At 66.5% G+C, this 25451-nt stretch carries 27 protein-coding genes, 1 tRNA gene, 1 pseudogene and 1 riboswitch; of the genes and pseudogenes, 9 read left to right on the top strand and 20 right to left on the bottom strand.

What is annotated here, in order from left to right; genetic code table 11:
- Window position 1 precedes the first annotated feature (1 nt).
- Window positions 2-517: a hypothetical protein gene (locus ACSYG9_RS13840; RefSeq protein WP_454838725.1), complete on the bottom strand. Its 516-nt coding sequence runs from the start codon at window positions 515-517 to the stop codon at window positions 2-4.
- Between the two features lie 236 nt (window positions 518-753).
- Window positions 754-984, bottom strand: a pseudogene (locus ACSYG9_RS13835) (type II toxin-antitoxin system death-on-curing family toxin); the annotation flags it as partial.
- A 148-nt stretch (window positions 985-1132) separates the two neighbouring features.
- Between ACSYG9_RS13835 and ACSYG9_RS13830 the strand changes: the two are divergent.
- The gene (locus ACSYG9_RS13830) at window positions 1133-1615 is read left to right on the top strand and encodes a transcriptional regulator, SarA/Rot family (RefSeq protein ID WP_440123112.1); all 483 of its coding nucleotides are present in this window, start codon (window positions 1133-1135) and stop codon (window positions 1613-1615) included.
- Between the two features lie 20 nt (window positions 1616-1635).
- On the opposite strand, the gene ACSYG9_RS13825 is transcribed toward ACSYG9_RS13830, so the two are convergent.
- The 7 genes from ACSYG9_RS13825 to ACSYG9_RS13795 all read right to left on the bottom strand — a co-directional run bounded on the left by ACSYG9_RS13825 (window position 1636) and on the right by ACSYG9_RS13795 (window position 8290).
- Window positions 1636-2439 (bottom strand): family 1 encapsulin nanocompartment shell protein, encoded by an 804-nt coding sequence (locus ACSYG9_RS13825; protein WP_454838723.1) that lies wholly within the window; start codon window positions 2437-2439, stop codon window positions 1636-1638.
- Window positions 2436-3452: a Dyp-type peroxidase gene (locus ACSYG9_RS13820; RefSeq protein ID WP_454838721.1), complete on the bottom strand. Its 1017-nt coding sequence runs from the start codon at window positions 3450-3452 to the stop codon at window positions 2436-2438. The genes ACSYG9_RS13825 and ACSYG9_RS13820 overlap by 4 nt, the downstream gene beginning before the upstream one ends.
- A gap of 43 nt (window positions 3453-3495) precedes the next feature.
- Window positions 3496-5088: an L-lactate permease gene (locus ACSYG9_RS13815; RefSeq protein WP_454838719.1), complete on the bottom strand. Its 1593-nt coding sequence runs from the start codon at window positions 5086-5088 to the stop codon at window positions 3496-3498.
- Window positions 5089-5092: 4 nt separating this feature from the next.
- Entirely contained in the window at window positions 5093-5521 is a 429-nt protein-coding gene (locus ACSYG9_RS13810) for an HIT domain-containing protein (RefSeq protein ID WP_440123108.1), read from the bottom strand.
- 24 nt (window positions 5522-5545) lie between these two features.
- Entirely contained in the window at window positions 5546-6160 is a 615-nt protein-coding gene (locus ACSYG9_RS13805) for a TetR family transcriptional regulator (RefSeq protein ID WP_440123107.1), read from the bottom strand.
- 65 nt (window positions 6161-6225) lie between these two features.
- Window positions 6226-7647, bottom strand: a complete 1422-nt coding sequence (gene purB / locus ACSYG9_RS13800) for an adenylosuccinate lyase (RefSeq protein WP_454838716.1) — start codon at window positions 7645-7647, stop codon at window positions 6226-6228.
- Between the two features lie 31 nt (window positions 7648-7678).
- The gene (locus ACSYG9_RS13795; RefSeq protein WP_454838714.1) at window positions 7679-8290 is read right to left on the bottom strand and encodes a TetR/AcrR family transcriptional regulator; all 612 of its coding nucleotides are present in this window, start codon (window positions 8288-8290) and stop codon (window positions 7679-7681) included.
- Window positions 8291-8427: 137 nt separating this feature from the next.
- On the opposite strand from ACSYG9_RS13795, the gene ACSYG9_RS13790 reads away from it, so the two are divergent.
- Complete coding sequence (locus ACSYG9_RS13790) at window positions 8428-10056, top strand: GMC oxidoreductase (RefSeq protein WP_440123104.1); 1629 nt, start codon at window positions 8428-8430, stop codon at window positions 10054-10056.
- A gap of 9 nt (window positions 10057-10065) precedes the next feature.
- On the opposite strand, the gene ACSYG9_RS13785 is transcribed toward ACSYG9_RS13790, so the two are convergent.
- The 4 genes from ACSYG9_RS13785 to ACSYG9_RS13770 all read right to left on the bottom strand — a co-directional run bounded on the left by ACSYG9_RS13785 (window position 10066) and on the right by ACSYG9_RS13770 (window position 15110).
- The gene (locus ACSYG9_RS13785) at window positions 10066-11253 is read right to left on the bottom strand and encodes an aminotransferase class I/II-fold pyridoxal phosphate-dependent enzyme (protein WP_440123103.1); all 1188 of its coding nucleotides are present in this window, start codon (window positions 11251-11253) and stop codon (window positions 10066-10068) included.
- Between the two features lie 31 nt (window positions 11254-11284).
- On the bottom strand, window positions 11285-13042 hold the full coding sequence (locus ACSYG9_RS13780) for a CocE/NonD family hydrolase (protein ID WP_454838711.1): 1758 nt from the start codon (window positions 13040-13042) through the stop codon (window positions 11285-11287).
- Window positions 13043-13126: 84 nt separating this feature from the next.
- Window positions 13127-14380 (bottom strand): phosphoribosylamine--glycine ligase, encoded by a 1254-nt coding sequence (gene purD / locus ACSYG9_RS13775; protein ID WP_440123101.1) that lies wholly within the window; start codon window positions 14378-14380, stop codon window positions 13127-13129.
- Window positions 14381-14390: 10 nt separating this feature from the next.
- On the bottom strand, window positions 14391-15110 hold the full coding sequence (locus tag ACSYG9_RS13770) for a nucleoside/nucleotide kinase family protein (protein ID WP_440123100.1): 720 nt from the start codon (window positions 15108-15110) through the stop codon (window positions 14391-14393).
- Window positions 15111-15158: 48 nt separating this feature from the next.
- Here ACSYG9_RS13770 and ACSYG9_RS13765 point away from each other — a divergent pair, with 48 nt between their 5' ends.
- From ACSYG9_RS13765 to ACSYG9_RS13755, 3 genes are read left to right on the top strand one after another with little or no spacing between them, the layout of a single operon-like run.
- A complete protein-coding gene (locus ACSYG9_RS13765) occupies window positions 15159-16259 on the top strand; it encodes a serine hydrolase (protein WP_440123099.1) in 1101 nt (366 codons plus the stop codon).
- Window positions 16256-16813, top strand: coding sequence for an ArsR/SmtB family transcription factor (locus ACSYG9_RS13760; protein ID WP_454838708.1), 558 nt, complete (start codon window positions 16256-16258; stop codon window positions 16811-16813). The genes ACSYG9_RS13765 and ACSYG9_RS13760 overlap by 4 nt, the downstream gene beginning before the upstream one ends.
- A gap of 18 nt (window positions 16814-16831) precedes the next feature.
- Complete coding sequence (locus ACSYG9_RS13755; protein WP_440123097.1) at window positions 16832-17257, top strand: HIT domain-containing protein; 426 nt, start codon at window positions 16832-16834, stop codon at window positions 17255-17257.
- Window positions 17258-17266: 9 nt separating this feature from the next.
- On the opposite strand, the gene ACSYG9_RS13750 is transcribed toward ACSYG9_RS13755, so the two are convergent.
- The 3 genes from ACSYG9_RS13750 to ACSYG9_RS13740 all read right to left on the bottom strand — a co-directional run bounded on the left by ACSYG9_RS13750 (window position 17267) and on the right by ACSYG9_RS13740 (window position 20582).
- A complete protein-coding gene (locus ACSYG9_RS13750; RefSeq protein WP_440123096.1) occupies window positions 17267-18388 on the bottom strand; it encodes an alpha/beta fold hydrolase in 1122 nt (373 codons plus the stop codon).
- A 65-nt stretch (window positions 18389-18453) separates the two neighbouring features.
- Window positions 18454-19881 (bottom strand): ATP-binding protein, encoded by a 1428-nt coding sequence (locus tag ACSYG9_RS13745; protein WP_440123095.1) that lies wholly within the window; start codon window positions 19879-19881, stop codon window positions 18454-18456.
- On the bottom strand, window positions 19878-20582 hold the full coding sequence (locus ACSYG9_RS13740) for a response regulator transcription factor (protein WP_454838705.1): 705 nt from the start codon (window positions 20580-20582) through the stop codon (window positions 19878-19880). The genes ACSYG9_RS13745 and ACSYG9_RS13740 overlap by 4 nt, the downstream gene beginning before the upstream one ends.
- 127 nt (window positions 20583-20709) lie before the next feature.
- Window positions 20710-20775, top strand: a riboswitch (guanidine-III (ykkC-III) riboswitch).
- A 10-nt stretch (window positions 20776-20785) separates the two neighbouring features.
- Here ACSYG9_RS13740 and ACSYG9_RS13735 point away from each other — a divergent pair.
- Together ACSYG9_RS13735 and ACSYG9_RS13730 are read left to right on the top strand one after the other, a co-directional pair.
- Entirely contained in the window at window positions 20786-21100 is a 315-nt protein-coding gene (locus ACSYG9_RS13735) for a DMT family transporter (protein WP_454838703.1), read from the top strand.
- Between the two features lie 42 nt (window positions 21101-21142).
- Window positions 21143-21970, top strand: a complete 828-nt coding sequence (locus tag ACSYG9_RS13730; protein WP_440123092.1) for an ABC transporter — start codon at window positions 21143-21145, stop codon at window positions 21968-21970.
- A 17-nt stretch (window positions 21971-21987) separates the two neighbouring features.
- On the opposite strand, the gene ACSYG9_RS13725 is transcribed toward ACSYG9_RS13730, so the two are convergent.
- Both ACSYG9_RS13725 and ACSYG9_RS13720 read right to left on the bottom strand, forming a co-directional pair.
- The gene (locus ACSYG9_RS13725; protein ID WP_454838700.1) at window positions 21988-22791 is read right to left on the bottom strand and encodes a ribokinase; all 804 of its coding nucleotides are present in this window, start codon (window positions 22789-22791) and stop codon (window positions 21988-21990) included.
- A gap of 67 nt (window positions 22792-22858) precedes the next feature.
- Window positions 22859-23470, bottom strand: a complete 612-nt coding sequence (locus ACSYG9_RS13720) for a TetR/AcrR family transcriptional regulator (RefSeq protein WP_454838698.1) — start codon at window positions 23468-23470, stop codon at window positions 22859-22861.
- Between the two features lie 139 nt (window positions 23471-23609).
- Here ACSYG9_RS13720 and ACSYG9_RS13715 point away from each other — a divergent pair, with 139 nt between their 5' ends.
- Entirely contained in the window at window positions 23610-24083 is a 474-nt protein-coding gene (locus tag ACSYG9_RS13715) for a general stress protein (protein ID WP_440123089.1), read from the top strand.
- Between the two features lie 66 nt (window positions 24084-24149).
- Window positions 24150-24395, top strand: coding sequence for a hypothetical protein (locus ACSYG9_RS13710; RefSeq protein ID WP_440123088.1), 246 nt, complete (start codon window positions 24150-24152; stop codon window positions 24393-24395).
- A 9-nt stretch (window positions 24396-24404) separates the two neighbouring features.
- On the opposite strand, the gene ACSYG9_RS13705 is transcribed toward ACSYG9_RS13710, so the two are convergent.
- Entirely contained in the window at window positions 24405-25043 is a 639-nt protein-coding gene (locus ACSYG9_RS13705) for a YdcF family protein (protein WP_454838695.1), read from the bottom strand.
- A gap of 263 nt (window positions 25044-25306) precedes the next feature.
- A tRNA-Thr gene (locus ACSYG9_RS13700) sits at window positions 25307-25378 on the bottom strand.
- Between the last annotated feature and the right edge of the window lie 73 nt (window positions 25379-25451).

The raw sequence follows: 25451 nt of genomic DNA, 5'->3' as shown, positions 1-25451 counted from the left end.
CTCAGCTCGTCACGGGGTTTCCGCCCGGCGAGATCACCTCACCATCATCGTGCACATGTCGATCCCGTTCGGCTGCGAGTACGGACGCGAGCAGCCGCCACCGGCGATGTCGATGCCGAAAGATCACCCGGGCGAACAACGCCGTCCCCCACCCACGAAGCCCCTCCTCGACCTCGACCTCGTCGGTGTAACGGCACGTCGTCTCGTCCAGCGGGAAGAAGGCCAACCGATGGTTCCACCTCCGTACCGGGCCGCCACGCTCATGCGTGTAGATCTCGAGATCATCGAGACGGACAATGCGGATCTCGTGAGTCCAGGTCGGGATGACGCCCAACCACTTCACCCGGCCACGCGCGCAAAAGCCGGGGGTCACAGAGACATCCGGCGGCGGGGCCTCGTCCATCGCGAAGGTCAACACCGGCGCGAGGACGAACTGCATCACCTCGGGAATCGCGGCCAGCTGCCGGGCGCGCTCGGCAGAGAGCGGAAGATCTGTGGTGGTCGATATCGTTGTCATGCACCCTCCCTGGATCTGTAGGTGTGGGGTGGTGTCCTGGTTGCCCGGAGCTGTGGCATGCAGCTGATGATTCTGCCGCTGCAGTGAGAGCCTATAGCGGGTAGTCGCTGCGTAGGGATCTGTCGACTGGGCTGTCCACGGGTCGAATGGCCACATCAGGAGCATGTGGTTGAAGACGGTCTGATCGACCGGCAGCGAATTCCGGTCCGCGCCCTGCAATCGGGCATACGCGGCCGTCAGGCCACGAACGTCACGAGAGCTGCGGCGATCGAGGCGACGTCGCGAGCGCCGGTGGCAGTGTCGTTCATCAGCGCCTTGGCAGAATCGACGTCGAAGCCGCCGCGTAGAGGGATACCGTTGTAACCGAGGAACAGCCATGTTGCCGCCCAGGCCGTCCGCTTATTGCCATCGACGAGAGCGGGGTTTCGAGCGATGGAGTGAAGCAGCGCGCCTGCCTTCTCGAACAGGGGTACCTGCGGGAAGATAGCGCCGCGCGGGCCAGTCTGCCGTGGTGCGTCAGCTCCACTCTCCGGCCCGACGTCCATGCACCGGATCGGAAACGAACCAAATCGCCCACGATCCATTGGCGCACGACTGGTTCGGTACGGTGATCTCATGAGCGTCGACATCCCCGCTTCGCAGATCTCGTCCGGCGACGACCCCCTCGCCCTCGAGCGTCAGGTGTGTTTTGCCCTGTCGGTGGCGAACCGTGCGGTGCTCGCCGTGTATCGGCCGATCCTCGAGCCGCTCGGACTGACGCACCCGCAGTACCTCGTCATGCTGGCGTTGTGGGAGCGGGCACCACTCGCCGTCAAGGACATCGGCGCGCTCCTGCAGCTCGACTCCCCCACACTGTCGCCGCTACTCAAGCGACTCGAGACGCTCGGTCTGATCACCCGCACCCGTAGCTCGGTCGACGAGCGGCGACTGGTCGTCGATCTGACCGATGCCGGCCGCGATCTGCGGATCGCCGCCGAATCCGTCCCGAATCAGGTCGTCGACGCGCTCGGCGTGGAGATATCCGAACTCGAGGAACTGCACCGAGTCCTCGCCCGCGTCAACACCGCCGCCCAGAAGCAGCAACAGGGTCAGCGCTAGGCGAGGTCAGGGCTGCGAGGTCAGGGCTGCGAGAGCAGCGCGACCGAGGCCTCGCCCGTGTACACGAGGAACGTCAGGGTCTCCTGGAAGTACAACTGCACGCTGTCGGCATCATGCGACAGATACCCGATCGACAGATCCTGCCCGACCTGCAAGTCGTAGTCGCCGCCACGGGTCGTCACCACGAATGCCCCGTCGATCGCCGGCGCCCAGATGAGGTCGCCGTCGATCAGGCGACGGATCTGTTCGCGGATCGGGTAGCCGTGGTCGGACGTCTCGCTGACCTTCGTGAACGCATCCGCACTCAGCAACACCGAGTACGGGCCACCGACACCGGCCAGGCGCAGCTCCGACAGCGCGAGACTGATGGTCTCCGGAATGTCGCGCGGATCGTCGGGCAGATGCAATGGAGCATTCGTCGACGCAGCACGAATGCCTTCGATTCCCGCGGCAGCATAGCCCTCGAAGATCGCGCGGTCTTCCGCGAACGCGATCTTCTTGGCAGCCTCCTTCACCGCGTCGAGGTCGACATCGTGAGCGCCGCGCTCGACATTGTCGAGCTCTTCCCGCGAGAGCGTGAACGGCACCCGCAGTTCGACGACGCGCGCCACCCGGTGCTGTCGTGCACGCACGCCGTCGGCAGGAGCGTCGATCTCGCGGGTGCGGCCGAGACCGACCGCCGCGAAATCGGTGCCGTGCGGGCCGGAGAAGTCGACGACAGTACGACCCGCCACATGCCGCTTGAACGTGCGGGACGCTTCCTCCTCGATCTCGGCCCACGCGGCGTCCGTGATGGGGGCAAGTTCTCGATAGAGATTGTTCACAGCGTTGAACTCCTTCTGAGAGGGCCGATTCCGAGGGATCCGTCTCCGGCGGTCGGTGCGTTCGGTTCGGGTACGACCGGCCGTTCCGGCGGCGCCGGAGGTAGGTCTTCGAGGAAATCCATGGCCGGGCAGAAGAAGAGCGTGCCTGTGACGGCCGTGGAGAAATCCAGTATCCGGTCGTGGTTTCCGGGCGGATCGCCGAGGAACATGTTGCGCAGCATTCGTTCGGTCACATCGGGAGTGCCGGAGTATCCGATGAAGTACGTGCCGAATTCGTCGGCTCCGAAATTCCCGAAAGGCATGTTGGCCCGGAGGATCTGGCGTTCGTCGCCGTTGTCGTCGACGATCGTATTGAGCGCGACATGTGAGTTCGCTGGTTTGACGTCGTCGTCGAGTTCCATGTCGTCGAGCTTGGTACGTCCGATCACGCGTTCTTGCTCTTCGACCGGCAACGCATTCCAGGCCGCGAGATCGTGCAGATACTTCTGCACGATGACATAGCTGCCGCCGGCGAAACCGGGGTCGTCCGTGACCAGTGTTGCACCGATCGCCTCGTCATCCTCGGGGTTTTCGGTTCCGTCGACGAACCCCAGGAGGTCGCGGCGGTCGAAGTAACGAAATCCGTGGGTTTCGTCGACCACGGTGGCAACGCCGCGGAGCCGATCGTTGATCTTCCCGGCGAGCTCGAAACACAGGTCCATCGTCGATGCCCGGAGGTGGAACAGGAGGTCTCCCGGCGTCGCCGGTGCGTGGTGTGTCTCGCCGTTCAACGGGACGAACTCGTGCAGTTCGGTGGGGCGGGAACCGGAGAACAATCGGTCCCACAACTTCGACCCGATGCCGGCAACTACCGAGAGCCCGCCTTCCGGGATCCGGAAACCGACGGATCGACGCAGTCCCGCAAGGTCGCCGAGCAGATCCCGGACGACCGGCTCACCTCCCTCGTCCACCGTGACGACAAGGAAGATCGCCGCCTCGGTCAGGGGCGTGATGATCGGCTGCGGTACTGGCACAAGATCACCGTAGTGGAACTCCGGGCCGAACGGTGCAACGAATCTAGGTCACCATCGCGGACAACACCGAGGTGGTCTGCAACCAGACCACCACCGAATACACGGCGAGCGCAGCGAGGCTCACGGGAAGCAGTCGGCGCAGCAGCACCCCGTCCCTGCCTGCCAAGCCCTCCACCGACGAGACCAGCGCAAGGTTCTGCAACGCGATCGGGGTTCCGGCCGTTCCACCGGTCATGTTTCCCGCCACGAGAACGGTAGGGTCCAGTCCGGCCTGCTGCGCCGCCGACACCTGCAGGCTTCCGAACATCGCATTGGACGCCGTGTTGGAACCCGTCACGACGACACCGAGCCACCCGAGAACCGGTGACAGCAGTGCGAATGCAGCCCCCGCACCGGCGAGGAACTGACCGATCGTCGCTGTCTGTCCCGACAGGTTCATCACATATGCCAACGCGACGACGGACGTCACTGTCGCGAACGACCACCGCAACTGCACCACAGCGGCAACGAAACAGCGCAGGGCGTCCCCGGCCTCGACACGGAGCAACGCGATCGACAACAACGCCGCGACGAACACGATCGTGCCCGGTGCGGTCAGCAGGTTCAGCGTGAACATCTCGGCGGCGGGCACTCCGCCCGCCGCAGTCTGCACGTCGAGCCCCGGCCACGTGAACGAAAATGTCGCGCGCGACAACACCGATGCGACCGGCTCGATGCGGCTGATCAGGAACACGACGACGATCAGGGCGTACGGCGCGAACGCTTCGATCACGCGGCGGGTGCTGTCGGGTTCGTGCTGCGGCGCGGCAGACGCTTGCCCGGTGGGCGACCAGAATCGCAACACGACAAGCAACGCCACCAGACCTGCGGCAGCCCCCGCAATGTTGCTCAGTCCGACCACGAAGTAGGTTGCGCACACGAACTGTGCGGACGCGAATGCGATACCGACAGCAATCGCCGCCGGCCACGTCTGCCGAACCCCTGCGGCGCCCCCGACGACCGCGACGAGCACCAAGGGAACGATCGCTGCCATCAAGCAGACCTGCGTCGCCACGACGGGTCCGATCTCCTCGATCGGGATTTCGGACACCTTCGACATGGTGAGGATCGGGGTGCCCATGACGCCGAGAGGTGTCCCCACAGCATTCGCGATCAATGCTGCGGCCGCCGCCCTGACCGGTTTGAGCCCCGCGCCGATGAGAACGACGGTGGCGACGACGATCGGTGTTCCGAAACCGGCGACGGCTTCGAGGAGCGCGCCGAACAGGAATGCGATCACGATCGTCAGGATGCGTTGGTCCGGGGAGATTCGCGCGAATGCCCGGGTCAGCACGTCGAAATGACCGGTCTCGACAGTCAGCCGGTAGACGAACACGGCGCTGACGACAGTCCACATGATCGGGAACACGCCGAACGCGGCGCCCTCCAGGCCGGAGCTGACCGCCGAGACCAGCGGCATCCTGTAGACGATCGCAGCGACCGCGACGGCTACGACGACCGCGACCGCCGCAGCGAGATAGGACTTGACGCGGAACACCGCCAGCATCACGAGCATCGTCAGGAGCGGGAGGACCGCGACAAGAGCTGACCACGCGATCGACTCGCCGATCGGCGCGATCGGTTGCACATACGTCACGGCGTTACTCCTCGGGCACGGTCAGGGCGGACCTGATCGCATCTGCGGTGCCGTCGAGCACTGTCCGGTTGGGTGACTGCGACCGGGCGCGGACCCCGAAACCGTCGCCTCCGGTGCGCGGCACGACGTGCAAGTGCACGTGGAACACCTCCTGGCCCGCGGCCACGCCGTCGGCCAGGAGAAGGTTCACGCCGTCGATCGGGAGAGAACTCGCCCGCAGCGCTGTGGCGATGCGCTGCCCCGCCGCGAACACCGCCGCTCCGTCGTCCGGATCGAGCTGCTTCAGACCGGATGCGTGACGCTTCGGCACCACCAGCAGGTGACCCGGTGTGAAGGGCCGGATATCCATGAACGCGAGTACGTCGGGTTCGTCGAGGACCACGCTCGCGGGTGCGGTTCCGGCCACGATCGCGCAGAAGATGCAGTCGTTCACGTAGGTAAGGATCTCACTAGGAGGCTACGAACCCACGGCCGGCCGTCGGGCAGCGCTGAGCACCCTCAGCAATTCGGCTTCCACGACAGCGCGGTCGCGCTGCGGCTCGTCACTGTGCGCGAGGTAGAGCATTGCTTCCTCGACGGCAGCGACGATCAGGTGAGCAAGCACCGATTCGCGAATCGACTTCTCCGGGCCCTCCGGATGGAGCGATTCCAGCATCAGTTCGATGCTGCGCAACGACGAACTGCGGTGGGTCTCACGTACCTCGGCCCACCCGAGAACTGCCGGCGCCTCGATCAGCAGCAGACGGCGGGTCGCCTGGTCGTAGACCGCGTCGAGGGACGCGAGCACGGCAGCGGTGAACGCCTCCCACTGATCGTCGTACGGCTCGTTCGGCACGAGGGTTTCCTCGGCCTCCTTCTGAAGGCGCTCGATCACGCCCCGGAACAGCTCACGCTTGTTCGCGAAGTGGTGATAGAGCGCGCCTCTGGTCACGCCCGCGACAGCCACGATCTCTTCGGTCGCCGCTTCGGCATAACCGTCCCTGAGGAACACCTCGAGCGCGGCATCGAGGAGCGCCGTGCGTGTGCGCACTGCGTCCCTGACCCGACCGTTGGTTCCCACCTTCTCCGACACTGTCGTCTCCCCTGTTGTGTGCAGCTACCCCCATCGAACTCTCCCCTGGTAGCCGTCTCCTGTATCTACAGGATCGGAGCCGGCAAATACGTCGCCGCCTCCGGGTATTGCGTTACCAAAACCTCCACGGCACCGACCACACGCGCGGTCTGCTCCTCGGCTGCGCCGACGAATACCGACCGGTCGGCGAGGGCGGCATCGAGTCCCGCACGGTCGAGCGGAAGCCGCTCGTCGGCTGCGAGTCGATCGAGCAGATCGGGTTCGCGGCCCTGCTCACGCATCGCCAGGGCCACGGCAACAGCGTGCTCCTTGATGGCCTCGTGCGCGGTCTCTCGCCCCACACCTGCACGCACCGCAGCCATGAGCACCTTGGTGGTCGCAAGGAAGGGCAGGTACCGGACGAGTTCCTTCTCGATGACCGCCGGGTATGCACCGAACTCGGCGAGCACCGTCAGGAAGGTCTCCATCTGCCCGTCGATCGCGAAGAACGCATCCGGCAGCGCGACTCGGCGCACGACCGAGCAGAACACGTCACCTTCGTTCCACTGGGCACCGGCCAACTCTGCCGCCATCGAGGCATAACCACGCAGGACGACCTGCAGCCCGTTGACTCGTTCGCACGAACGGGTGTTCATCTTGTGCGGCATGGCCGACGATCCGACCTGTCCGGGCTGGAATCCCTCGGTGACCAGTTCGTGTCCGGCCATGAGACGGACGGTGTGTGCAAAGGACGACGGACCCGCACCGACCTGCACGAGCGCAGAGAGCACATCGTGGTCGAGCGAACGCGGATACACCTGGCCGACGCTCGTCAGCACATGTGAGAAGCCGAGGTGCTGCGCGACCTTCGCTTCGAGCTGTTCGAGCTTGCCTGCGTCGCCACCGAGCAGATCGAGCATGTCCTGGGCCGTTCCCATCGGGCCCTTGATACCGCGCAGCGGGTACCGATCGATCAGTTCGCGTACGCGCTGCAGAGCGATGAGGAGTTCATCGGCCGCCGACGCGAACCGCTTGCCCAGAGTGGTGGCCTGCGCCGCGACGTTGTGCGAACGTCCGGCCATAACGAGCGTCGAGTACTCGGCGGCGCGCTCTGCAAGACGGGCGGCGACCGCGACACCGTGTGCGTGCACGTGCTCGAGCGACCGCAGGATCTGCAGCTGCTCGACGTTCTCCGTCAGGTCTCGGCTGGTCATGCCCTTGTGCACGTGCTCGTGTCCGGCGAGGGCGTTGAACTCCTCGATACGGGCCTTCACGTCGTGGCGGGTGACCCGTTCGCGCGCAGCGATGGAGTCGAGGTCCACCTGATCGAGAACACGCTCGTAATCGGCGACCGCCTCCGCAGGAACATCGATCCCGAGCTCGGCCTGCGCACGCAGCACTGCGAGCCACAGCTGGCGCTCGAGCACGATCTTCTGCTCGGGCGACCACAACTGCCGCAATTCGGGGCTGGCGTACCGGGTGGCGAGGACGTTCGGGATGTTGCTCACGGAGCAACAGTTTACGGACCCGTGCCCGTGATCACCCATCGGCCGGCGGGGCGACGGTGTCCACGACGTCGATCAAGATCCCCCGCGCCAGCGCTCTCGGATCGGGATCGAGTTCTCCGAGACCACCGAGCACCGCGCCGTCCACCACCGCGACGAGCCGGCGCAGCTGATCCGTGTGCACGTCGCGGCCGCAGCGGTGGAGCAGTTCGGTGAGCAGTTCGTCGAGCTGCTCGCGCATCTCCAGCTGCACGTCGCGCAACTCGGGATGGCGTGCGGTCGCGACATAGCGTTCGTACCTCGAGATGAGACGTTCCCGGTCTGCCTGACCGATCGCGCGCGGGCCGATGAGCAGGTCGACGATCAGATCGGCGGTGGAGCCGACGGTGCGCGATGATTGCGGAACCTCACGCACCCACTCGTCCATCTCGTCGAGTTCACGCACGCTGTTGAAGTGCACGGCGCACGATATGAGGTCGTCGAGCGAATCGAAGTAGTAGGTCGTGGACGCCAGCGGCAGGCCGGCGCGGGTCGCGACGGACCGATGCCGGACCGCGTCGATACCGCCTTCGAGTACGAGATCGGCTGCAGCCTCGACCAGCGCCTGGCGGCGCCGCTCGCCCTTCGGAGTCGCAGCAATCGACACCTAGTCATCGTGACAGCCCAACCACCTCTACCAGGGGCGAACGGGCCAGAGACCGCCCGGTACCATCAGCCCCGCCGGCATGGGGGCTCGGCTGTCGCGCCCCCGGTCGTATCGACACGATCGGAGCGAAGTCGGAAATGAAACGTCGTCGGTTCCTACAGGCATCAGCATTCGGCGCAGCCGTGGCGTCCGTGGGTGTCGGGGGCTCCGGGCTCCCGGTCGCCTCGGCACTGCCCCTCGGTATCGACGAATACCGTCGCCTCGTCCCCGAACTGTTCACCCCTCCCCCCACCCCACCGGCGCATTCGGACGTGATCGTGGTGGGTTCCGGATTCGGGGCGAGTGTCGCCGCGCTGAGGCTCGCGGAATCGGGATCGCAGGTGACCGTGCTCGAACGCGGCATGCGCTGGCCCCGCGACCCGCAGCGGGAGATCTTCACGACAGATCTGCTCGCCGACGGGCGCGGCTACTACCACCGCACCTCATTCACCGGCCCCACCGGAATTCCCGTCGTGTGCGACGACTTCGCGGGTGTGCTCGACGTGACCGACTACCCGAACATGTCGGTGTGGCGCGGCGCCGCGGTCGGTGGCGGCTCGATCGTGTTCACCGGCGTGATGATCGCCCCCGAACAACGCTTCTTCGAGCATGTCTTCGGCAGCCGGCTGAGTTACGACGAGATGACCTCGACGTGGTACCCGAAGGTACGGGCGATGCTGCGGCTCGATCCGATGCCCGACGACATCTACCACGCCCGCGAATTCACGCACTCGCGACGCTGGGACGACGACGCCGTCAAAGCCGGTTACACACCGCACCGTATCGACGGCATCTGGGACTGGGACATCGTCCGCGCCGAACTCGCGGGGTCGGTGCGCCGGTCGGCGGTGGCAGGCGAGACGAACCTCGGCAACTCCAACGGCGCGAAGTTCGACCTGACCCAGAACTACATTCCGGCGGCGGAAGCAACCGGTCGCGCGCAGGTGTGCCACGCCCACCGGGTGCTGTCGGTCGGCCAGGAACCCGATGGCCGCTATGTGGTGGATGTGCAGGCTGTCGATCCCACCGGTGCCGTCCTGAGTACCTCGACACTGACATGCGACAAGCTCGTGCTGGGTGCGGGCTCGGTCGGCACCACGGAACTGCTCGTCAAGGCACGTCACACGGGATCGCTCGCCAACCTCAACGAGCACGTCGGCCGCGGCTGGGGCACCAACGGCGACGCGGTGCTCGTGCGCTCGATCGCCCTGACCGACGCATTCGGCGGCGATCAGGGCTCGCCTGCGGCCTCTCGCGTGGTCGACGAATCGGGTCTGCCGTTGAGCCTCGAGAACTGGTTCGTCGCGGGCACAGCGAAGGACGTGGGCATGCTCGCCTCCCTCGGCATGACGCTCGACCCGACACGCGCCGAGGTCGTCTACGACCCGAACGCCGATCGGGGTGTGGTGAAGTGGCCTTCGGGCGGCGAACGCGCGAGCATCGACGCACTGCGGGCCGTGCACGACAGGATGGCTGCAGCCGGCGGCACCGTACCCGGCGCCGAGCCGATGGCGGCGGACGTCAACGCGTCGTTCACGGCGCATCCGCTCGGCGGTGTCGTGATGGGCGACGCGACGGACGACTACGGCCGGGTGCACGGTCACCCCGGCCTGTACGTCGTCGACGGTGCCCTGATCCCCGGCAGCACCGGCACAGTCAATCCGTCACTGACCATCGCCGCACTCGCCGAACGCAACATCGCGCAGATCATCGCGTCGGGCAGGTAGCAGCGCCGTTCAGGACACCGGCAGCCATCCGGCGAGCCGGTCCAGCGCCGCCGATACGTCCGCGGTCGATCCGGCGAAGGACAGTCGTACCGTCTCGTCGCCTCGGACGGTGTCGAAATCGATGCCGGGCGCGAGCGCCAGACCCGTGTCGTGCAGCAGCCGGGAACACCACGCGGTCGACGTCTCGTCGGCCAGCAGATGAGCAATGTCGGCGTATACGTAGAACGCGCCGTCGGCAGGCGCCAGCTTCGTGATCCCGAGATCCGGTAGGCCGGTCAACAGCAGTTCCCGGTTGGCGGCGTACCGGGCAACGTGCCCGTCGAGTTCGACACGCGCTTCGGCGCCGAACGCCTCGATCGCCGCGAATTGCGAGATGGACGGCGGGCAGACCGTCATGTTCGACGCCAGGCGCTGCAAGGCAGGCCGCAGCGAATCCGGCACGAGCATCCACCCGAGTCGCCAGCCCGTCATCGAAAAGTACTTCGACACCGACCCGACGACGACCGACTCCCTCGACGTCGCCCAGGACGTCGAAGTCCCAGGCGAGGCCGCCGCTGAACTCAGGGAGCCGAATTCGATGCCGTGGTAGATCTCGTCGGAGATCAGCAACGCGCCGTGATCGTCGCACCAACGGGCCAGTGCGGCGAGTTCGTCGGGTTCGATCATGGTGCCGGTCGGGTTGGCCGGACTCGCGACCACCAGCCCCGCAGGCGGGGTGTCGAGCGCTTCGAGCATGGCAACGGTGGGCTGGTAGCGGGTATCGGGACCGCAATCGAGTTCGACAACGTTGCAGCCGAGCGCGGCGAGGGTGTTGCGGTAGGCCGGATATCCGGGCCGCGCGACGACCACGGTGTCGCCGGGGTCGAACGCGGCGAGGAACAGCAGAGTGAATGCACCCGATGACCCGGTGGTGACCACGACGTCGTCGGCATCGACATCGAGTCCGTACCGCTCGCGGTGGTACCCGGCGATCACTTCGCGCAGCGGGAGGATCCCGAAGGTCTCGGTGTAGCCGAGCAGTTCGGTGTCGACGGCGTGGCGGGTGGCCCGCAACACCGGTACGGGCGCCGGTGTCGACGGCTGCCCTGCAGCCAGGCTCAGCACGTCACCGTGGGTGCGCTGCCGTTCGGCGGCGGCCTTCCACACGTCCATGACGTGGAACGTCTCGATAAGGGAGCGTCGGGATTCAGTGCGCACGACGTCGACGGTAGTCGTCCTCCCCTCGCGCTCAGAGCCGGACGTACTGGCGACCGAACAGGGCACCCCACGCGATGGGGAGGTCGTGGAGCGAAGCGGACGCGGCCGGGACACCGGTGGCGTCGTCCGTGGAAACCTCGGCGGCCACCACGGGCAGCAACAGATGCGAATCGAATCGGCCACCCGCGTGCACGATGTGGAATCCCTGGTTGATCGTGTCGTTGTGCCGGATGTCGGGAAGTGTGTCGAAGTCGTGGCCCGTGATAACCAGCGCGAGCGAGGATCCCGCTTCGAAGAACGTGCTGTGCGGCATGATCTCGATGTCGACGGGCACGATCTGTCCTGCCGACAGCGGCCAGTACGCGGCTGGGTCGGTCACCGGTCGGTATGCGGTCGACGCCTCCGGATCGAGCGCGCGCCGCGACACCCGGATCCATCCGTGCGCGACGACCGCCTCTTCGAAACCGTCGTGCCCTTCGAAACGGACCTCGTCGCCCGCCGGATCGATCTTCTTCAGCGCGACGAACAGGTCCATGTCCTTGGCGTCCTTGGCCTCCACCCACAACCGCAGAGCAGCGTGACCGGTGACCTCGGTGTCCTCGTCGAAGGTCGTGGTGAAGACCAGTTCGTCGCCTGCGACGGGGAACATCCGGACACTGGCCTCCTCTGCGGGCATCTCCGAATGCAGGCCACCGCTGGCGTGATCGAGATGAAGTGGAACGTAGCGAGTGTCCGGAATCGGCCACTGGGATTCATGTCGTTCGGAGTAAGTGCGCAGATCGTGGCGGGTTTCGAGACGAACGCGGGGGGTCTCGTCGAATCCGTTGTCCTCGCCTTTGAGGAAACGGTCGAAGAACCGGCGTTGAATGTCCAGAGCCTCGACCCCGTAGAACATCTGCCAGCTCTTGCGGCCGTGCGTGTACAACCACTTGTCGGGCGATCCCAGTTGTGAGAAACCGGTGATGGAGCCGCGCGTGCGAGGCCCCTGATCGGACCACGACGCTCCCACCAGAGCGGGCACAGTGATGTCTGCGAAGGGCGGCGGGCCTACGACGTGCCTGCAGCGGTCCGGGAATCGTCGCCACAGCCACGGAGAGATCCTCCGGATCGACGTCGACGGCGAGCGGCTGCCGCGCTGCGTCGCGCGCCACCAGAAACTGCTGAAATGCGTTTCCGGGATTCCACCGTGGCTGAGCGTGTCGCGGAAGGGATCGGTGATCCCATCCCACGGGGAGAAAGCGGCGAGATGCGGCGGATGTTGCGCCGCGGTGTACCACTGCAAGGTCGCCAAATGCGACGCCCCGGCCATTCCCACCTTCCCGGTGCTCCACGGTTGTTCGGCGGCCCATTCGACGACATCGGCGGCGTCTGCCGCGATCCGGCCGAGCAGCAGCCGCGGGCGCCCCTCGCTGGCGAAACAGCCGCGCAGGTCGGCGACGACAACGGCGTATCCGCGCGGCACCCAGTAGCCGGGATCGGGGGCTTCGAACGCCGTGTGATCACTCAGTTCGAGTTCGCCGACGAAGTTGCCGGACTGAGCGAGCTCGCCGAAACTCACCGGATAGTCGTCGACACCGGCGTCCTTGCCGTACGGCGTTGCACAGACGAGGACCGGGTAGCGTTCGGCGCCTTCCGGCCGGAAGACGTTCGCCCGCAATGTGGTGCCGTCGGCCATACGGATCGGGACATCACGCTCGACAATGATGTCGCTCGGCAGCGAGTAGAGCCTGACGCAATGATGCGCGAGCGGAGTCGGATCCTGCGTCGATGCACGCTTCCATGAACCCATTTGTCACCTCTGGCCTCTTCAGAAGATGCACCGAGTGTGAAACATTCATGCAGTATGCGCAAGTTTTTCCCGCACGGGAACAAGTCAGAGCGCGATGCGCCCCTCGACCGCGGCAAGACCGATATCCGTGCGGAAATGGCCGCCCGGGAGCTTGATGTCATCCAAGATCGCGTACGCGTCCGCACGCGCAGCCTCTAGATCGTCGCCGACCCCCACGACGCTCAGCACCCGACCGCCCGCCGACAGGAGCGCTCCGTCGTCGCCGCGCTTGGTGCCTGCGTGAAGGACCTTGTCGCTGTCTGCGCCACCGATCACGTCGCCGGTGCGCGGGCTCGCCGGGTAGTGCTCCGCAGCCAGCACGACCGTCACCGCAGCACCGTCGCGCCACTGCAGCGGGGGCAACTGCGCGAGCGTGCGGTTCGCCACCGCGCCGAGCACCTCGCCGAGCGGGGACTCGAGCAGCGCAAGCACCGCCTGCGTCTCGGGATCGCCGAAACGGCAGTTGAACTCGACGACCGCGGGACCCTCCTGGCCCATGGCCAGACCCGCATAGAGCAGGCCGGAGAAGCCACAACCCCGACGCACGAGTTCGGCAGCAACCGGTTTCACGACTTCGTCGACGATCCGAGTGACAGCGCCTTCGGGCAGCCACGGAAGCGGCGTGTACGCACCCATGCCGCCGGTGTTGGGGCCGACGTCACCGTCGCCGACCCGCTTGTGATCCTGCGCGGGCAGCAACGGCACCACGGTCTCGCCGTCGACCAGGCAGAACAGGGACACCTCCGGTCCGTCGAGGAACGACTCGAGCAGCACGGGGTGTCCGTTCTCGATGATCTCCGCCGCGTGATCACGGGCGGCGTCCCGGTCGGTGGTGACCACCACACCCTTGCCCGCGGCGAGTCCATCGTCCTTGACCACCCAGGTAGGGCCGAACCGGTCGAGCGCCTCGTCGATGATCGCTGGCGAATCGACGACCTCACTGCGTGCGGTACGCACACCTGCTGCGGCCATGACGTCCTTCGCGAAAGCCTTCGACCCCTCGATACGAGCGGCGTCGGCAGACGGGCCGAAGCAGGGGATGCCTGCCTCGCGCACGGCCTCGGCGACACCCAGAACGAGCGGGACCTCGGGTCCGATCACGACGAGGTCGACCTGCTTGTCCTTTGCGAGCGCGACAACCTGATCGGCGGACGAGGCATCGACCGCATACTGCTCGGCCACCTCGGCGATGCCGGCATTGCCCGGAGCAGCCAGGACGGCCGTCACACCCGGGTCGCGGGACAGAGCCAGGGCGAGAGCATGTTCACGGGCACCGGAGCCGATAACGAGTACGCGCACGCACGACAGACTACGGGACGGGGCTCCACACGAGATCGGCACGGCCACGGGTGCGAGCGACGGCGGTGGCGTTGGGCAGATCGACGTCGCGAACCCAGTCGCGGGCCTGTGATCGTGCACGACCACCTACGCGATGCCGACGAACGAGGCGCGGAGTCAGTGTCTCCGCCGGCACGTCCAGGTAGATCACGAGATCCAGAAGTGGACGGATTTCCTGCCAGCCACCGGCGTCGAACAACAGGTAGTTCCCTTCGGTGACCACGACTCGGGCAGACCGTTCGATGGCATGCACCGCCGCGACCGGGTCGTCGAGTCTGCGCGAGAAGTCGGGGGCGTAGACGGTCTCGTCCCGACGCACTCGCACGCGCTGGAGCAGTTCGCGGAATCCCGCCACGTCGAACGTGTCGGGTGCCCCCTTACGTTCACGGGCGCCGCGGGCATCGAGCTGGGCGTTCGACAGATGGAAGCCGTCCATCGGCGCCGACCCCGTCTCGATTCCGGCGCGGGTGAGCGCACCGACGAGCAGTCCCGCCGCGCGGCTCTTGCCGGAGCCGGGCGGCCCGCACAGTCCGACGACCGTCCGGCGGTCCGCGGGCAGCGGAGCCAGGACCTCGGTGACAAGCTCGGCGATCAGCGCATGTTGCGTACCGACACGTGCAGATCCGGGCTCGTCCATGAGGGTGACGATACGACCGACCCGGTCGGCGGGCTGGACACATGTCTGCGCCACGCCTATCGTAAATTCGTAATTCCGAACTTCCGAACTTACGGAGTACCGATGTCGACGAAGGTCCTCGCTGCACTTGCCGTCACGACCGCCCTGACACTCACGGGGTGCACCGATTCACCACCCGACGACGCCACCGCAACCGGCACCGCAACCTCAGCGGCCGCCGATTGCGGCCCGCCACCCGCCGCAGACGTGACGAGCCCCGAAGGCTGGATCGGCTACCTCGCCGAACACCCCGACTCGGTCGGCCTCGTCATCGACGACGGACGCGGGAACGTCGTCGCACACCGCGCCGACGACCCCGCGCCACTCGCGTCGGCAGTCAAGGTCGTCCACCTTGCCGCGTACGCGCGAGCCGTTGCGGACGGCAATCTCGACCCCGCAGAACAAATCCCTGTCGCCGAATGGGAACGCTGGTATCTCCCGGACACGGATGGCGGCGCACACCCCGCCGCCATGCAACGCCTCGGTGTCACCCCGGAAGGCACCGTCGCCCTCGACGACCTGGTGAGCGCGATGATCCAGGAGAGCGACAACGCGGCACCCGAGTACCTGCGGGACCGGCTCGGCGACGACGCGCTGAGGACGGCTGCGGAGCAGGGCGGATGGGACGACTTCGAACCGCCGACTCTGCTCGGCAATACACTCGGGTTCGTTGCACCGGACGACACCGGCACCGACCTGTGGGACACCGCTCAGCGCTACGCGAACGACCCGGGCTTCCGCGCCGAGGTCCACGAACTTCTGCAACAACCCGACGTGTTACCCGACGATCCGTACGGCGAAATGGACCGGATTCAACGCGACGACAATGCAGGTACTCCAGAGCAACTCGCGAGCATCCATCGGGCGATCGCCGACGGGTCGTTCGGGAGCGGAACAGACATCGCCCGCGGTCACCTGGAATGGCAGCCGGCGCCTCCCGGCACCGAGGGGCTCGGATTCAAGGGCGGCAGCCTTCCCGGCATCCTCACCGAGGCCATGAGTACGAGGCTGCCCGACGGCACCGTCTCCACCGCGGTGATCCTGACGTCGAACATGTCGGAGGCCGATTATTCGGCTGCGCAGACGAGCTTCGCGCACCAGGGACTCATGTTCGCCGCGATGTCGGAGCCCGCGCTGCTCGATCGGATACGGTGCGCTGTGTGAACGACCGCCCGACCGGCAACTACGAGGACAGGATCGCCGACCTCGAACGTCGCGTCCGGCTTCTCGAAGGCAGCACCGGATCCGACGAGAGCCCCAGCGCCGACGAGAGTGCCAGCGCCGACGAGGGTGCCCGTGCCGACGAGGGTGCCAGTGCCGATGAGAGTGCCCGCACCGCATCCCCCGGGACGGCGGGCAGCATCGGCTACCAGGGCACGGTGTCGTTGTACGGCAACGTGTCGTGGACCGTCGAATACGACGCTGCCGCCACCCTCGGGTTGAATGGCTCTGCAATTGCGGGAGTCCTCGATGCGCTCGGCAATCCCGCCCGCCTCGCGATCGTGCGGACCCTGCTGCGAGGCCCCGCCACTGCAAGCGAATTGCAGGAGGCGACGGCTCTGTCGTCACCCGGCCGTCTCTACCACCATCTGCGAACACTGTCGGCCGCACACATCGTCGAACAGCAGTCCCGTAACCGCTATCACATCCCACCTGCGAAGGTTGTCCCCCTGCTTGTCCTCTCACTCGCTGCGGCCGATGTCGCCGAGCAGCTGTGATCGGCCTATTGTGCCGGTATGGCTTCCGTGTTCAGCATGATCATTTCCGGTGACCTACCCGGCCGTTTCGTGTGGGAGGACGACGATGTCGTCTCGTTCCTCACCATCAATCCGCTGACCGAGGGGCACGTCCTCGTCGTTCCGCGACAGGAAGTGGATCACTGGCAGGAGATCGACGACGACCTCTCGGACAAGGTCAACCGTGTCGCCCGGATCGTCGGACGCGCAGTGTGCGCAGCGTACGAAGCGCCGCGCGTCGGTCTGGTGATCGCCGGTCTCGAGGTCCCCCACCTGCACCTGCACGTCTTCCCCGCGCACACGCTCGGCGACTTCGATTTCTCGCAGGCCGAGAAGGATCCGTCGGCCGAGTCGCTCGACCGGGCCCGCGACAGGATCCGGGCAGCACTGCGTGAACAGGGGCACGGAGAACACGTCCCCGACTGAGGGTGTGCCTCAGTGCGCCCGGGGTTGCGACGCTGTCGACACCGACTCACCGGTGGCCACGGGCGCTGCTCCCGCGCCGTCCGGATCGCCGCCGAGAGGGTTGTCCAGAAACGCGGCCAGTTCCACCCACGACGTGGCGGGGGCCGTCGTTCCCGCGAGAATCCCGAGGTGGGTACCCGGAACACGAACGCACCGTACTCTCGGCGATCCGGTGAGAACAGACGTGACCGGCTCGACCGACGGGATCGGAGCGAGAACGTCGTCGGTGCCACCGAACGCCAGCACCGGCACGTCGACATCGGCGAGTTCGACGACGCGACCGCCGAGCTCGAGTCGTCCCGTCGTCAGTTCGTTGCCCACGGTCACCTTCACCGCGAGCTGACGGAATGCCCGACCCGCGTAGCCCTCGATCTCGTTCTGGAACCGGTCGACGCGTTCCATACGCGCGAGCTTGTCGCGGTCGGCGATGTTGGCCGCGACGAACCACGGCCTCCTCACCTCGCGCTCGAGCGCGGTGACGCGGTAGGCAATCCGCACCAGCGGTGCAGGAATCCCGCCGAACAGATGGTCGGCGACATCGAGCGCCGGTTCGGCGAGATACCTACCCGCCAGCCGGGGAAGGACCATCAGCGGAATCTTCTCGTAGTCGATGGGTGTCCCGAACGTGGTGATCGAGCGGACCGGTAATTCCGGGTGGGCCGCGGCAGTCAACAGCGCAAGGCTTCCCGCGATGCTCCACGCGACGAGATCGACGTTGCGTCCGCCCGACAGTTCCGCAACACGATGAATCGCCTCGGGGAGCACGTCGTCGATCCAGAATTCGAGTCCTAGGTCGCGATCGTCGTCGGTGATCTCCCCGTACTCGATGAGGAAGACGCTGCGACCGAGCCCGACGAGGTGCGCGGCGAGACTCTGCTCGGGCATCAGGTCGAAGCAGGTCGGCGACGCCGCGAGCGGCGTCACGAGCAGCACGGGGTCGCCGCCGTCCTCGGGACCGAAGCGTCGCAGTGTGCGGTGGAGACCGTCGCCGACCACGACCGACGGCGTCCGGTGCGGCTCTGCGACACCGTCCGCCACGAACATCGACCACGCGTTGTGGGCGGCCTTCGACACGAAATCCGCGATCCCCATCTGGCTCCCTACCTGCCCTACCGAATCGGCATGATGCGAAACGCAGTGTAGAGCAGGTCGGGGTCTCACTCCGGGTGCAGGCGTGGCATTCGCACGCGGAACGTCGCCCCCCGGCCGGGGATGCTGTCGACGTCGACCGTCCCGCCGTGCGCGGCGACCAGCGCGGCGACGATGGACAGTCCCAGACCACTGCCGCCCCCGGTGCCGCCGGTGCGTGAACGAGAACTGTCGGTGCGATAGAAACGCTCGAACACGCGCTCCCTGTCGATTTCCGACAGTCCGGGCCCGGTGTCGGAAACCTCGAGCACGGCATCGGCGCCGACCGTACCCACCCGGACCGTCACCGCTGCGTCGGCCGGCGTGTGGGTCAAAGCGTTGGTCACGAGGTTCCCGAGGACCTGGCGCAACCGGACATCGTCGCCCAGTACCTCCGGTGTGCCGGGCCCGTCCAGGACCTCGAGGTCGATGCTGCGGTCCGGCGCGACGACCCTCGCCCCGTGCACGGCGTCGGCAGCGATCGCGAGCAGATCCACGGGCTTGCGTTCGAGCGGTCGTTGCGCGTCGAGCCGTGCCAGCATCAGCAGGTCTTCGACGAGGACGCCCATACGGCGGGATTCGCTTTCGATGCGCGTCATCACCATGTCGGTGTCGTCGCTCGCACCCTGCTTGTAGAGCTCCGCGAATCCGCGGATCGTGGTGAGGGGCGTGCGCAGTTCATGGCTCGCGTCGGCGACGAAGCGGCGCATCCGGTCTTCCGACCGGCGAGCGGACTCCTCCGACGCGGCGGTCGCGGTGAATGCCTCCTGAATCCTGGAGAGCATCGTGTTGAGCGCGACGGAGAGCCCGCCCACCTCGGTCCTCGGATCCGTTTCAGGGACGCGCTCGTTCAGGTCGCCGGCCGCGATCGCAGCCGCCGTACGCTCGACCTCCTGTAGCGGGCGCAGACTGTGCCGGATTGCGAAATATCCGGCGATGCCGAGAAGAACGAGCACGACTCCGCCGATCACGAGTTGCAGAACGACGAGTCGGTCGACGAGGTCCTCGGTCTCCGACAAGGTCAATGCGACCGTGGTGGTGCCGCCGTCCCGATCATCGGTCGTCAGGACCCTCCACTCGACACCCGACCCGTCGGTGGAGCCCACCGTGCGCAGTCCCGCTTCGGGTACCGGAGGCAGGTCGGGAGACTCGGACTGGTCGTTGATCAGCAGCCGAACATCGCCGTCGGCGTCGGTGAGATACACGTAGAACGGACTCGGCGGACGTCCCGGGTCCGCAGCCTGCCGCGGTGGAGGAAGTAACCCCAGCGGCTTCGCCCAGGTCTGCCCGGCATCATGCAGATCCCGGTCGACGCGGGAGATCATCGACGTCTCGAACGCCGAGGTGACAGCAAAGCCCGATGCCAGCAACCCCAGTCCCGCGAGCAGGACCAGTGCCGCAACCAGCTTCAGCCGCAACGGAACAGCATGCAGTCGCAGGAGCGAACGCGAGTTCACACCCGGGGCTCACGCATCACGTAACCCACGCCCCGCAGGGTATGGATCAGGGGAACGTCACCGGTGTCGACTTTGCGCCGCAGGTACGACACGTACGACTCCACCACCCCCACCTCTCCCCCGAAGTCGTAGTTCCACACGTGTTCCAGGATCCGTGGCTTGCTCAGCACCGTGCCTGCGTTGACCACGAAATAGCGCAGAAGTGTGAACTCGGTGGGAGACAGCGAGACCGGCTGCCCGGCCTTGAACACCTCGTGGGTGTCGTCGTCGAGTTCGATGTCGGCGAACCTGACGCGCCCCGAGCGCTCGGACTCCGACACTTTCCCCGCACGCCGGAGAATCGTGCGCAACCGTGCGATGACCTCTTCGAGGCTGAACGGCTTGGTCACGTAATCGTCGGCGCCGAGTGTCAGCCCGGAGACTTTGTCCTCGACGGCATCCTTCGCGGTGAGGAAGAGGACCGGGGCGTCGATGCCGTCCGCGCGCAGGCGCCGCAGCATCCCGAACCCGTCCATGCCGGGCATCATGACGTCGAGAATCATCGCATCCGGACGGAAGCGGCGGGCCCGGTCGAGACCTTCGGCACCACTCGCAGCCGTCTCGACCTCGAACCCCTGGAACTTCAGGCTCACCGACAGGAGTTCGACGATCGTCGGCTCGTCGTCGACGACCAGAATGCGGGCTTCGGATTTATCGGTCACGCCGACGATTGTCGCGCCCGCCCCTGGAGTCCCGCTGGGCGTTCGCTGTGAGCTTCCTGGGAACGGATGCGGTGAGATAGCCCACCGGCCTCTTGCCGCCGTCGGCCGTCGTTCCTAGCCTGGAGCGATGGTGACCGCATCTCGGTCTCCCGGACGAGCGCACCGTACCCGGCCAGCGACAAGACGGTGCAGGAGTTGTCATCATGGCATGGATCATCCTTGTGTTGTCCGGTGTCCTCGAGGCCGTGTGGGCCACCGCTCTGGGAAAGTCGGCGGGTTTCACCCGGCTGGCTCCCAGCATCGTCTTCCTCGTTGCGCTGACGCTGAGCATGGCCGGCCTGGCCTACGCCATGCGCACTCTCCCGATCGGCACGTCCTATGCGATATGGGTCGGTATCGGCGCGGCATTGACCGTGGGGTACGCGATGGTCAGCGGTACCGAGGCCGCGTCCGTCGTGAAGATTCTGTTGATCGTCGGGATCGTCGCCTGCGTCGTGGGGCTGAAAGTTCTGCACTGATCGCCGGGCCGATTTCTGTGTGTCTCCGGTTACAGTGAATTCATGAATTTGGGGTCCGTGCTCTCGGCACCGTTGCGAGTCGGCCTGGCCGCGGCAGATTCCGCTCTTCTCGTCGCCGAAACGGTCATCGGCACCATACGTGTCGCGGTGTCGCCGACGACCTATTCGGCTCTCGGCGCGGTCGGTCTGAGCGATAGTCGGGGCTCGCTCGGGTTGCTGCAGCAGGTGTCACGGTTGACCGCAGACGATCGAGGGCTCGGGCAGGCCCTGCGCCCCGGTGGGCCACTCGACCGGCTCCTCGCGACCGGCGGTCCGGTGGATCGGCTCACCGCCCCCGGCGGTCCACTCGAACGACTCCTCGAACCGGGAGGCGCACTCGACCGGATCACGGTTCCTGGTGGCCCACTCGACCGGGTTCTCGCCGACGACGGAGCCCTCGACCGGCTCCTGTCGGAGGGCGGGCTCCTCGACCGCATCACCGCGCCCGACGGCCCGCTCGAACGACTACTGGCGCAGGACGGCGCGGTCGAGCGCCTCACCGCGCCCGGCGGCCTGGTCGATACGGCGCTCCGCCCCGGCGGGGTCATGGAACGCGCACTCGCCGAAGGCGGCACGCTCGACGTACTGCTGTCCGAGCGTGGCGCCCTCGAACGCCTGCTCGCCGAAGGTGGCCCCCTCGATCAGATCGTGTCGCTGTCCGAGACCCTCGCGAGTCTCACGCCGGGCATCGTCCGGATGAACGAGAGTGTCGACACCCTGCAGGAAACTGTGGAATTGCTCCGCAGCGCGGTCGGGCCGCTCGGCGATCTTGCAGGAAAGCTCCCCGGACGGTGGCTACGCAGCAGCAAGGGCGAACTGCTGCCGCCGTAACCGCCCGTCAGCGCTCGTCAGCGCTCCTCCCGGCGCAACCCCACGAGGTGTGCCGCGGCGGTGGCCGCCCGCATCGCAGCCTCGCGCAACGGCACCCCGGTGCCGAGCAGCGCCGCGAGCGTACCCGCGAAATGGTCGCCCGCGCCCGTCGTGTCGACCACGTCGACATCCGGTACCGGAAGGTGTTCGACGCCGTCCGCCGTGCCGATCACCACGTCGTCGCCTCCTCGTGTCACCACAACGGAGGGGGCCATGCCCAGCAATCGCTCGACGATGACGTCGATGTGGGTGCCCGGGGCTTGTTGCGCGTAGTGCGCAGCCTCGTGCTCATTGACGACCAACGGGTCTGCTGCCCGAAGGATCTCCGGTTCGACCGGGGCCGTCGGGCTGGGATTGAACACGAACCTGCGCGCACGATCTTGCGCCCAGAGCGCCGCCGCGCGAGTCACCGACGGTGGCAACTCGAGCTGGGTGAGGACAACCGCCGGATCAAGGTCGTCCAGCGCCTCGGTGACATGCGCGGGGTCCAGGAGACCGTTCGCTCCTGCGATCACGATGATCCGGTTGCTCCCGTCCTCGGCGAGGACGACAATCGCGCGACCCGTCGCGGCGTCGAGTGCGGTCAGGTGCGACGTGTCGACGCCCGCGGATCGCTGTGCGGCGCGCAGGACGTCGGCGGCATCGTCGTTGCCTACTGCCCCGACGATCGCCGTCGCGGCGAGCCGTGCGGCACCGATCGCCTGGTTGGCCCCTTTCCCACCGGGATAGGTCGACAGACTCCGGCCGAGCACTGTCTCCCCATCGTCCGGGGCACGGCTCACGAGTGCCGTAAGGTCCAGATTCAGAGATCCGACGACCGCCACGACACACTGCCGTGGCGTGCCGACGTCAGTCGGCGGCATTACCGGGTTCGAGCCCCGGGCACACCATGTGCACCACGTCGTCGGCCCAGGTCTCGTCGACCCGGCCGTGCCGCAGGTATGCGCCGAGGTACGAGCCGACGAGTGTGGACACCGCGGTGTCGATGTCGAGGTCCGCGCGGAGGGCACCTGCATCGACAGCGGCACGGAGCACTTCGGCCGCGACTTGGCTGCGACTGTTGATGATGTCGCGGAACGATTCGGTCAGGTCCGGATCAGCGTCGGTGAGGACCGCGCTGACGCTACCCATACCGATGTCGCTCGAGAGCGCCACGCGAAGCAGGTCGAGGGTCCACTTCACCCGGTCGTACATGCAGAGTCCGTCGGGTATGCGCGGCGCCGCGGACTGCGAATCGAGTGCGGCATCCAATAGTTCGTCGCGGTTGGCGTACCGGCGATAGATGGTGGTCTTCGCGACACCGGACAACGCTGCGACGGACTCCACGGTGACCCGGTTCGGTCCGTGCTCGCGCAGGATCGCGAGTACCGCGCCCAGAATCCTCGCGTCCGTCCCGGCACGCGACTTGGCGGAACGTCGCGGCGATACGGACGCGGGTTCCACGTCGGCATCGACAACCATGTCCATCCCTTCTAGGGCGAGTGTTCCCCGCCAGTGCATCGAGTCTGCGGAAGATGACCCCCCGAAATCAAACACTACGAAACGATACGCTACGCTGAGCGTATCGTTTTGCCAATTTTTCAGATTTCAGGAGCTGCGCATGACAGAGATCTACGCACCCACTTCGGGATACAACTTCGATTCGGAGACGCTTCTCGAGAGCTATCGCACATACGACGCAGTGGAACGCGCGATCGACCATCTCTCCGACGAAGGCTTCGCCGTCGAGTACCTGAGGGTCGTGGGCCAGGGCGTCACCACGGTCGAACAGGTAGAAGGACGGATGACGACGGCGCGCTCGACCGCCAAAGGCGCAGGCGTTGGCGTATGGACAGGCCTGCTGTTCGGACTCCTGCTCGCCGTGTTCCTTCCGGCAAGCACCGTCGCCGGACCCATCCTCGTCGGCATTGCGTTCGGAGCTCTATGGGGCGGTGCACTCGGCTTCGTCGCCCACTACAGCACGGGCGGCAGGCGCGACTTCATCTCCCGCAAGAGCATCGAGGCGAGCCGATACGACCTGATGGTCGAAGAGGACTTCGCCGCCGAAGCTCGGGAGAAGCTCGCGCTGCGGTGAATCCATCGCCGTGCGAGTACGCGCTTTCACCCCGCCGAGCCCGCCTCGAGATGGCATGATCCGAATATGGCCGGTCCAGCGTCGAACTCCTCCCATCAGTTGTCGGTGGGTGCTGCCGTGATCGTAAGAGCCGGCGTCGCCGAGACGAGATCGACGCCCGGGAAGATCGTGGAGGATTACGGAACCTCGCAGCAGACCGTGGGCGACGACCTCGGACGCGACTGGGCCCCGATCCGACGGTGGGCGGTCGCGCTCGACAACGGGCGTCTCGTGTTCGTCGACGACGACGACCTGGAGATCGCTCCTGCCTGATCCCCGCACTCAGGCCGCGACGATCCCTGCCACCGGAATCCTGGCATCGACGGCCTGACGGAAATTGATCATCGCCCGCTCCAGGTGATCTCTGTTGGTGACGAGCACGGCTCCTGTCGCGCGACGGTCGAGCAGAAGATCATTGGTGAAGTGCGCATTCTCCACGGTGGAGGAGGATTCGGGCTCTTCGATGATCCGCTCGGCTGGAATACCGCGCGCCACCAGCCATTCCTTCATGGCGCCGGCCTCGGTGATGCCGTTGCGAGGCACTCCCCCGGTGACGACGACGGGCGACTCCGGATAGCGCTCCGCCGCGCGAAGAGCTGCTTCGAGGCGTTGCGCGAGCACAGGCCGGATCTTGCCGTCGTCCGTCAGGCCTGCCCCGAGTACCACGAGATGCGTGCCCACCGGATTCATGTCGAGCATCACCGGGAAGCGTGGAGTCAGCTTCTCCAGTTCGGTGCACGCGATGATCAGCTCGTCGATTGTGCCCTGACACATCGGCGATATCGACAGTATTCCGTTGACGATCGTGTCCGCCGACGGTGTCGCTGCTGCGGTTCCCGCCGAGACCCCGAACGTGGCCGTCGCTGCCACTGCAGCCGCAAGCCCTGCCCTCGCAAACCCGGCCCCTCGGACACCTCTCATGCACATCTCCCATCCAGGTGTGGTCGTTTCGGCTGCGCCGCACTGTGCCATATCGACCGGCCTGTTCGGGAGATGCGACTGCACCATCGGAGACGTTCACCAAAGCTGCGGAGAAACTCGAGGAAACCCGACAACGCCACGAGCTCGTCCGCGCGGCGTGGGATACGCGCCCACGTGGCGCGCCCCTGCCCGATCACGGGGCATCGTTACGCAGAAGGGGCCGCTTCCCGGAGGAAAGCGGCCCCTGACCTGCGTTTCGTGTGAGCCCCCTGTCAGGATTGAACTGACGACCGCTCGCTTACAAGGCGAGTGCTCTACCACTGAGCTAAGGAGGCATTTCAAACGCGGCCCATCATATAGTGCGTCACACTCGCCGCGCACACCCGGCCCGTTTGGCTACCGTGGGTC

Source organism: Rhodococcus sp. SJ-2, assembly GCF_053750035.1.
The sequence above is the reverse complement of the archived record's forward strand: the minus strand, read 5'-3'. Positions and strand labels throughout refer to the sequence as shown.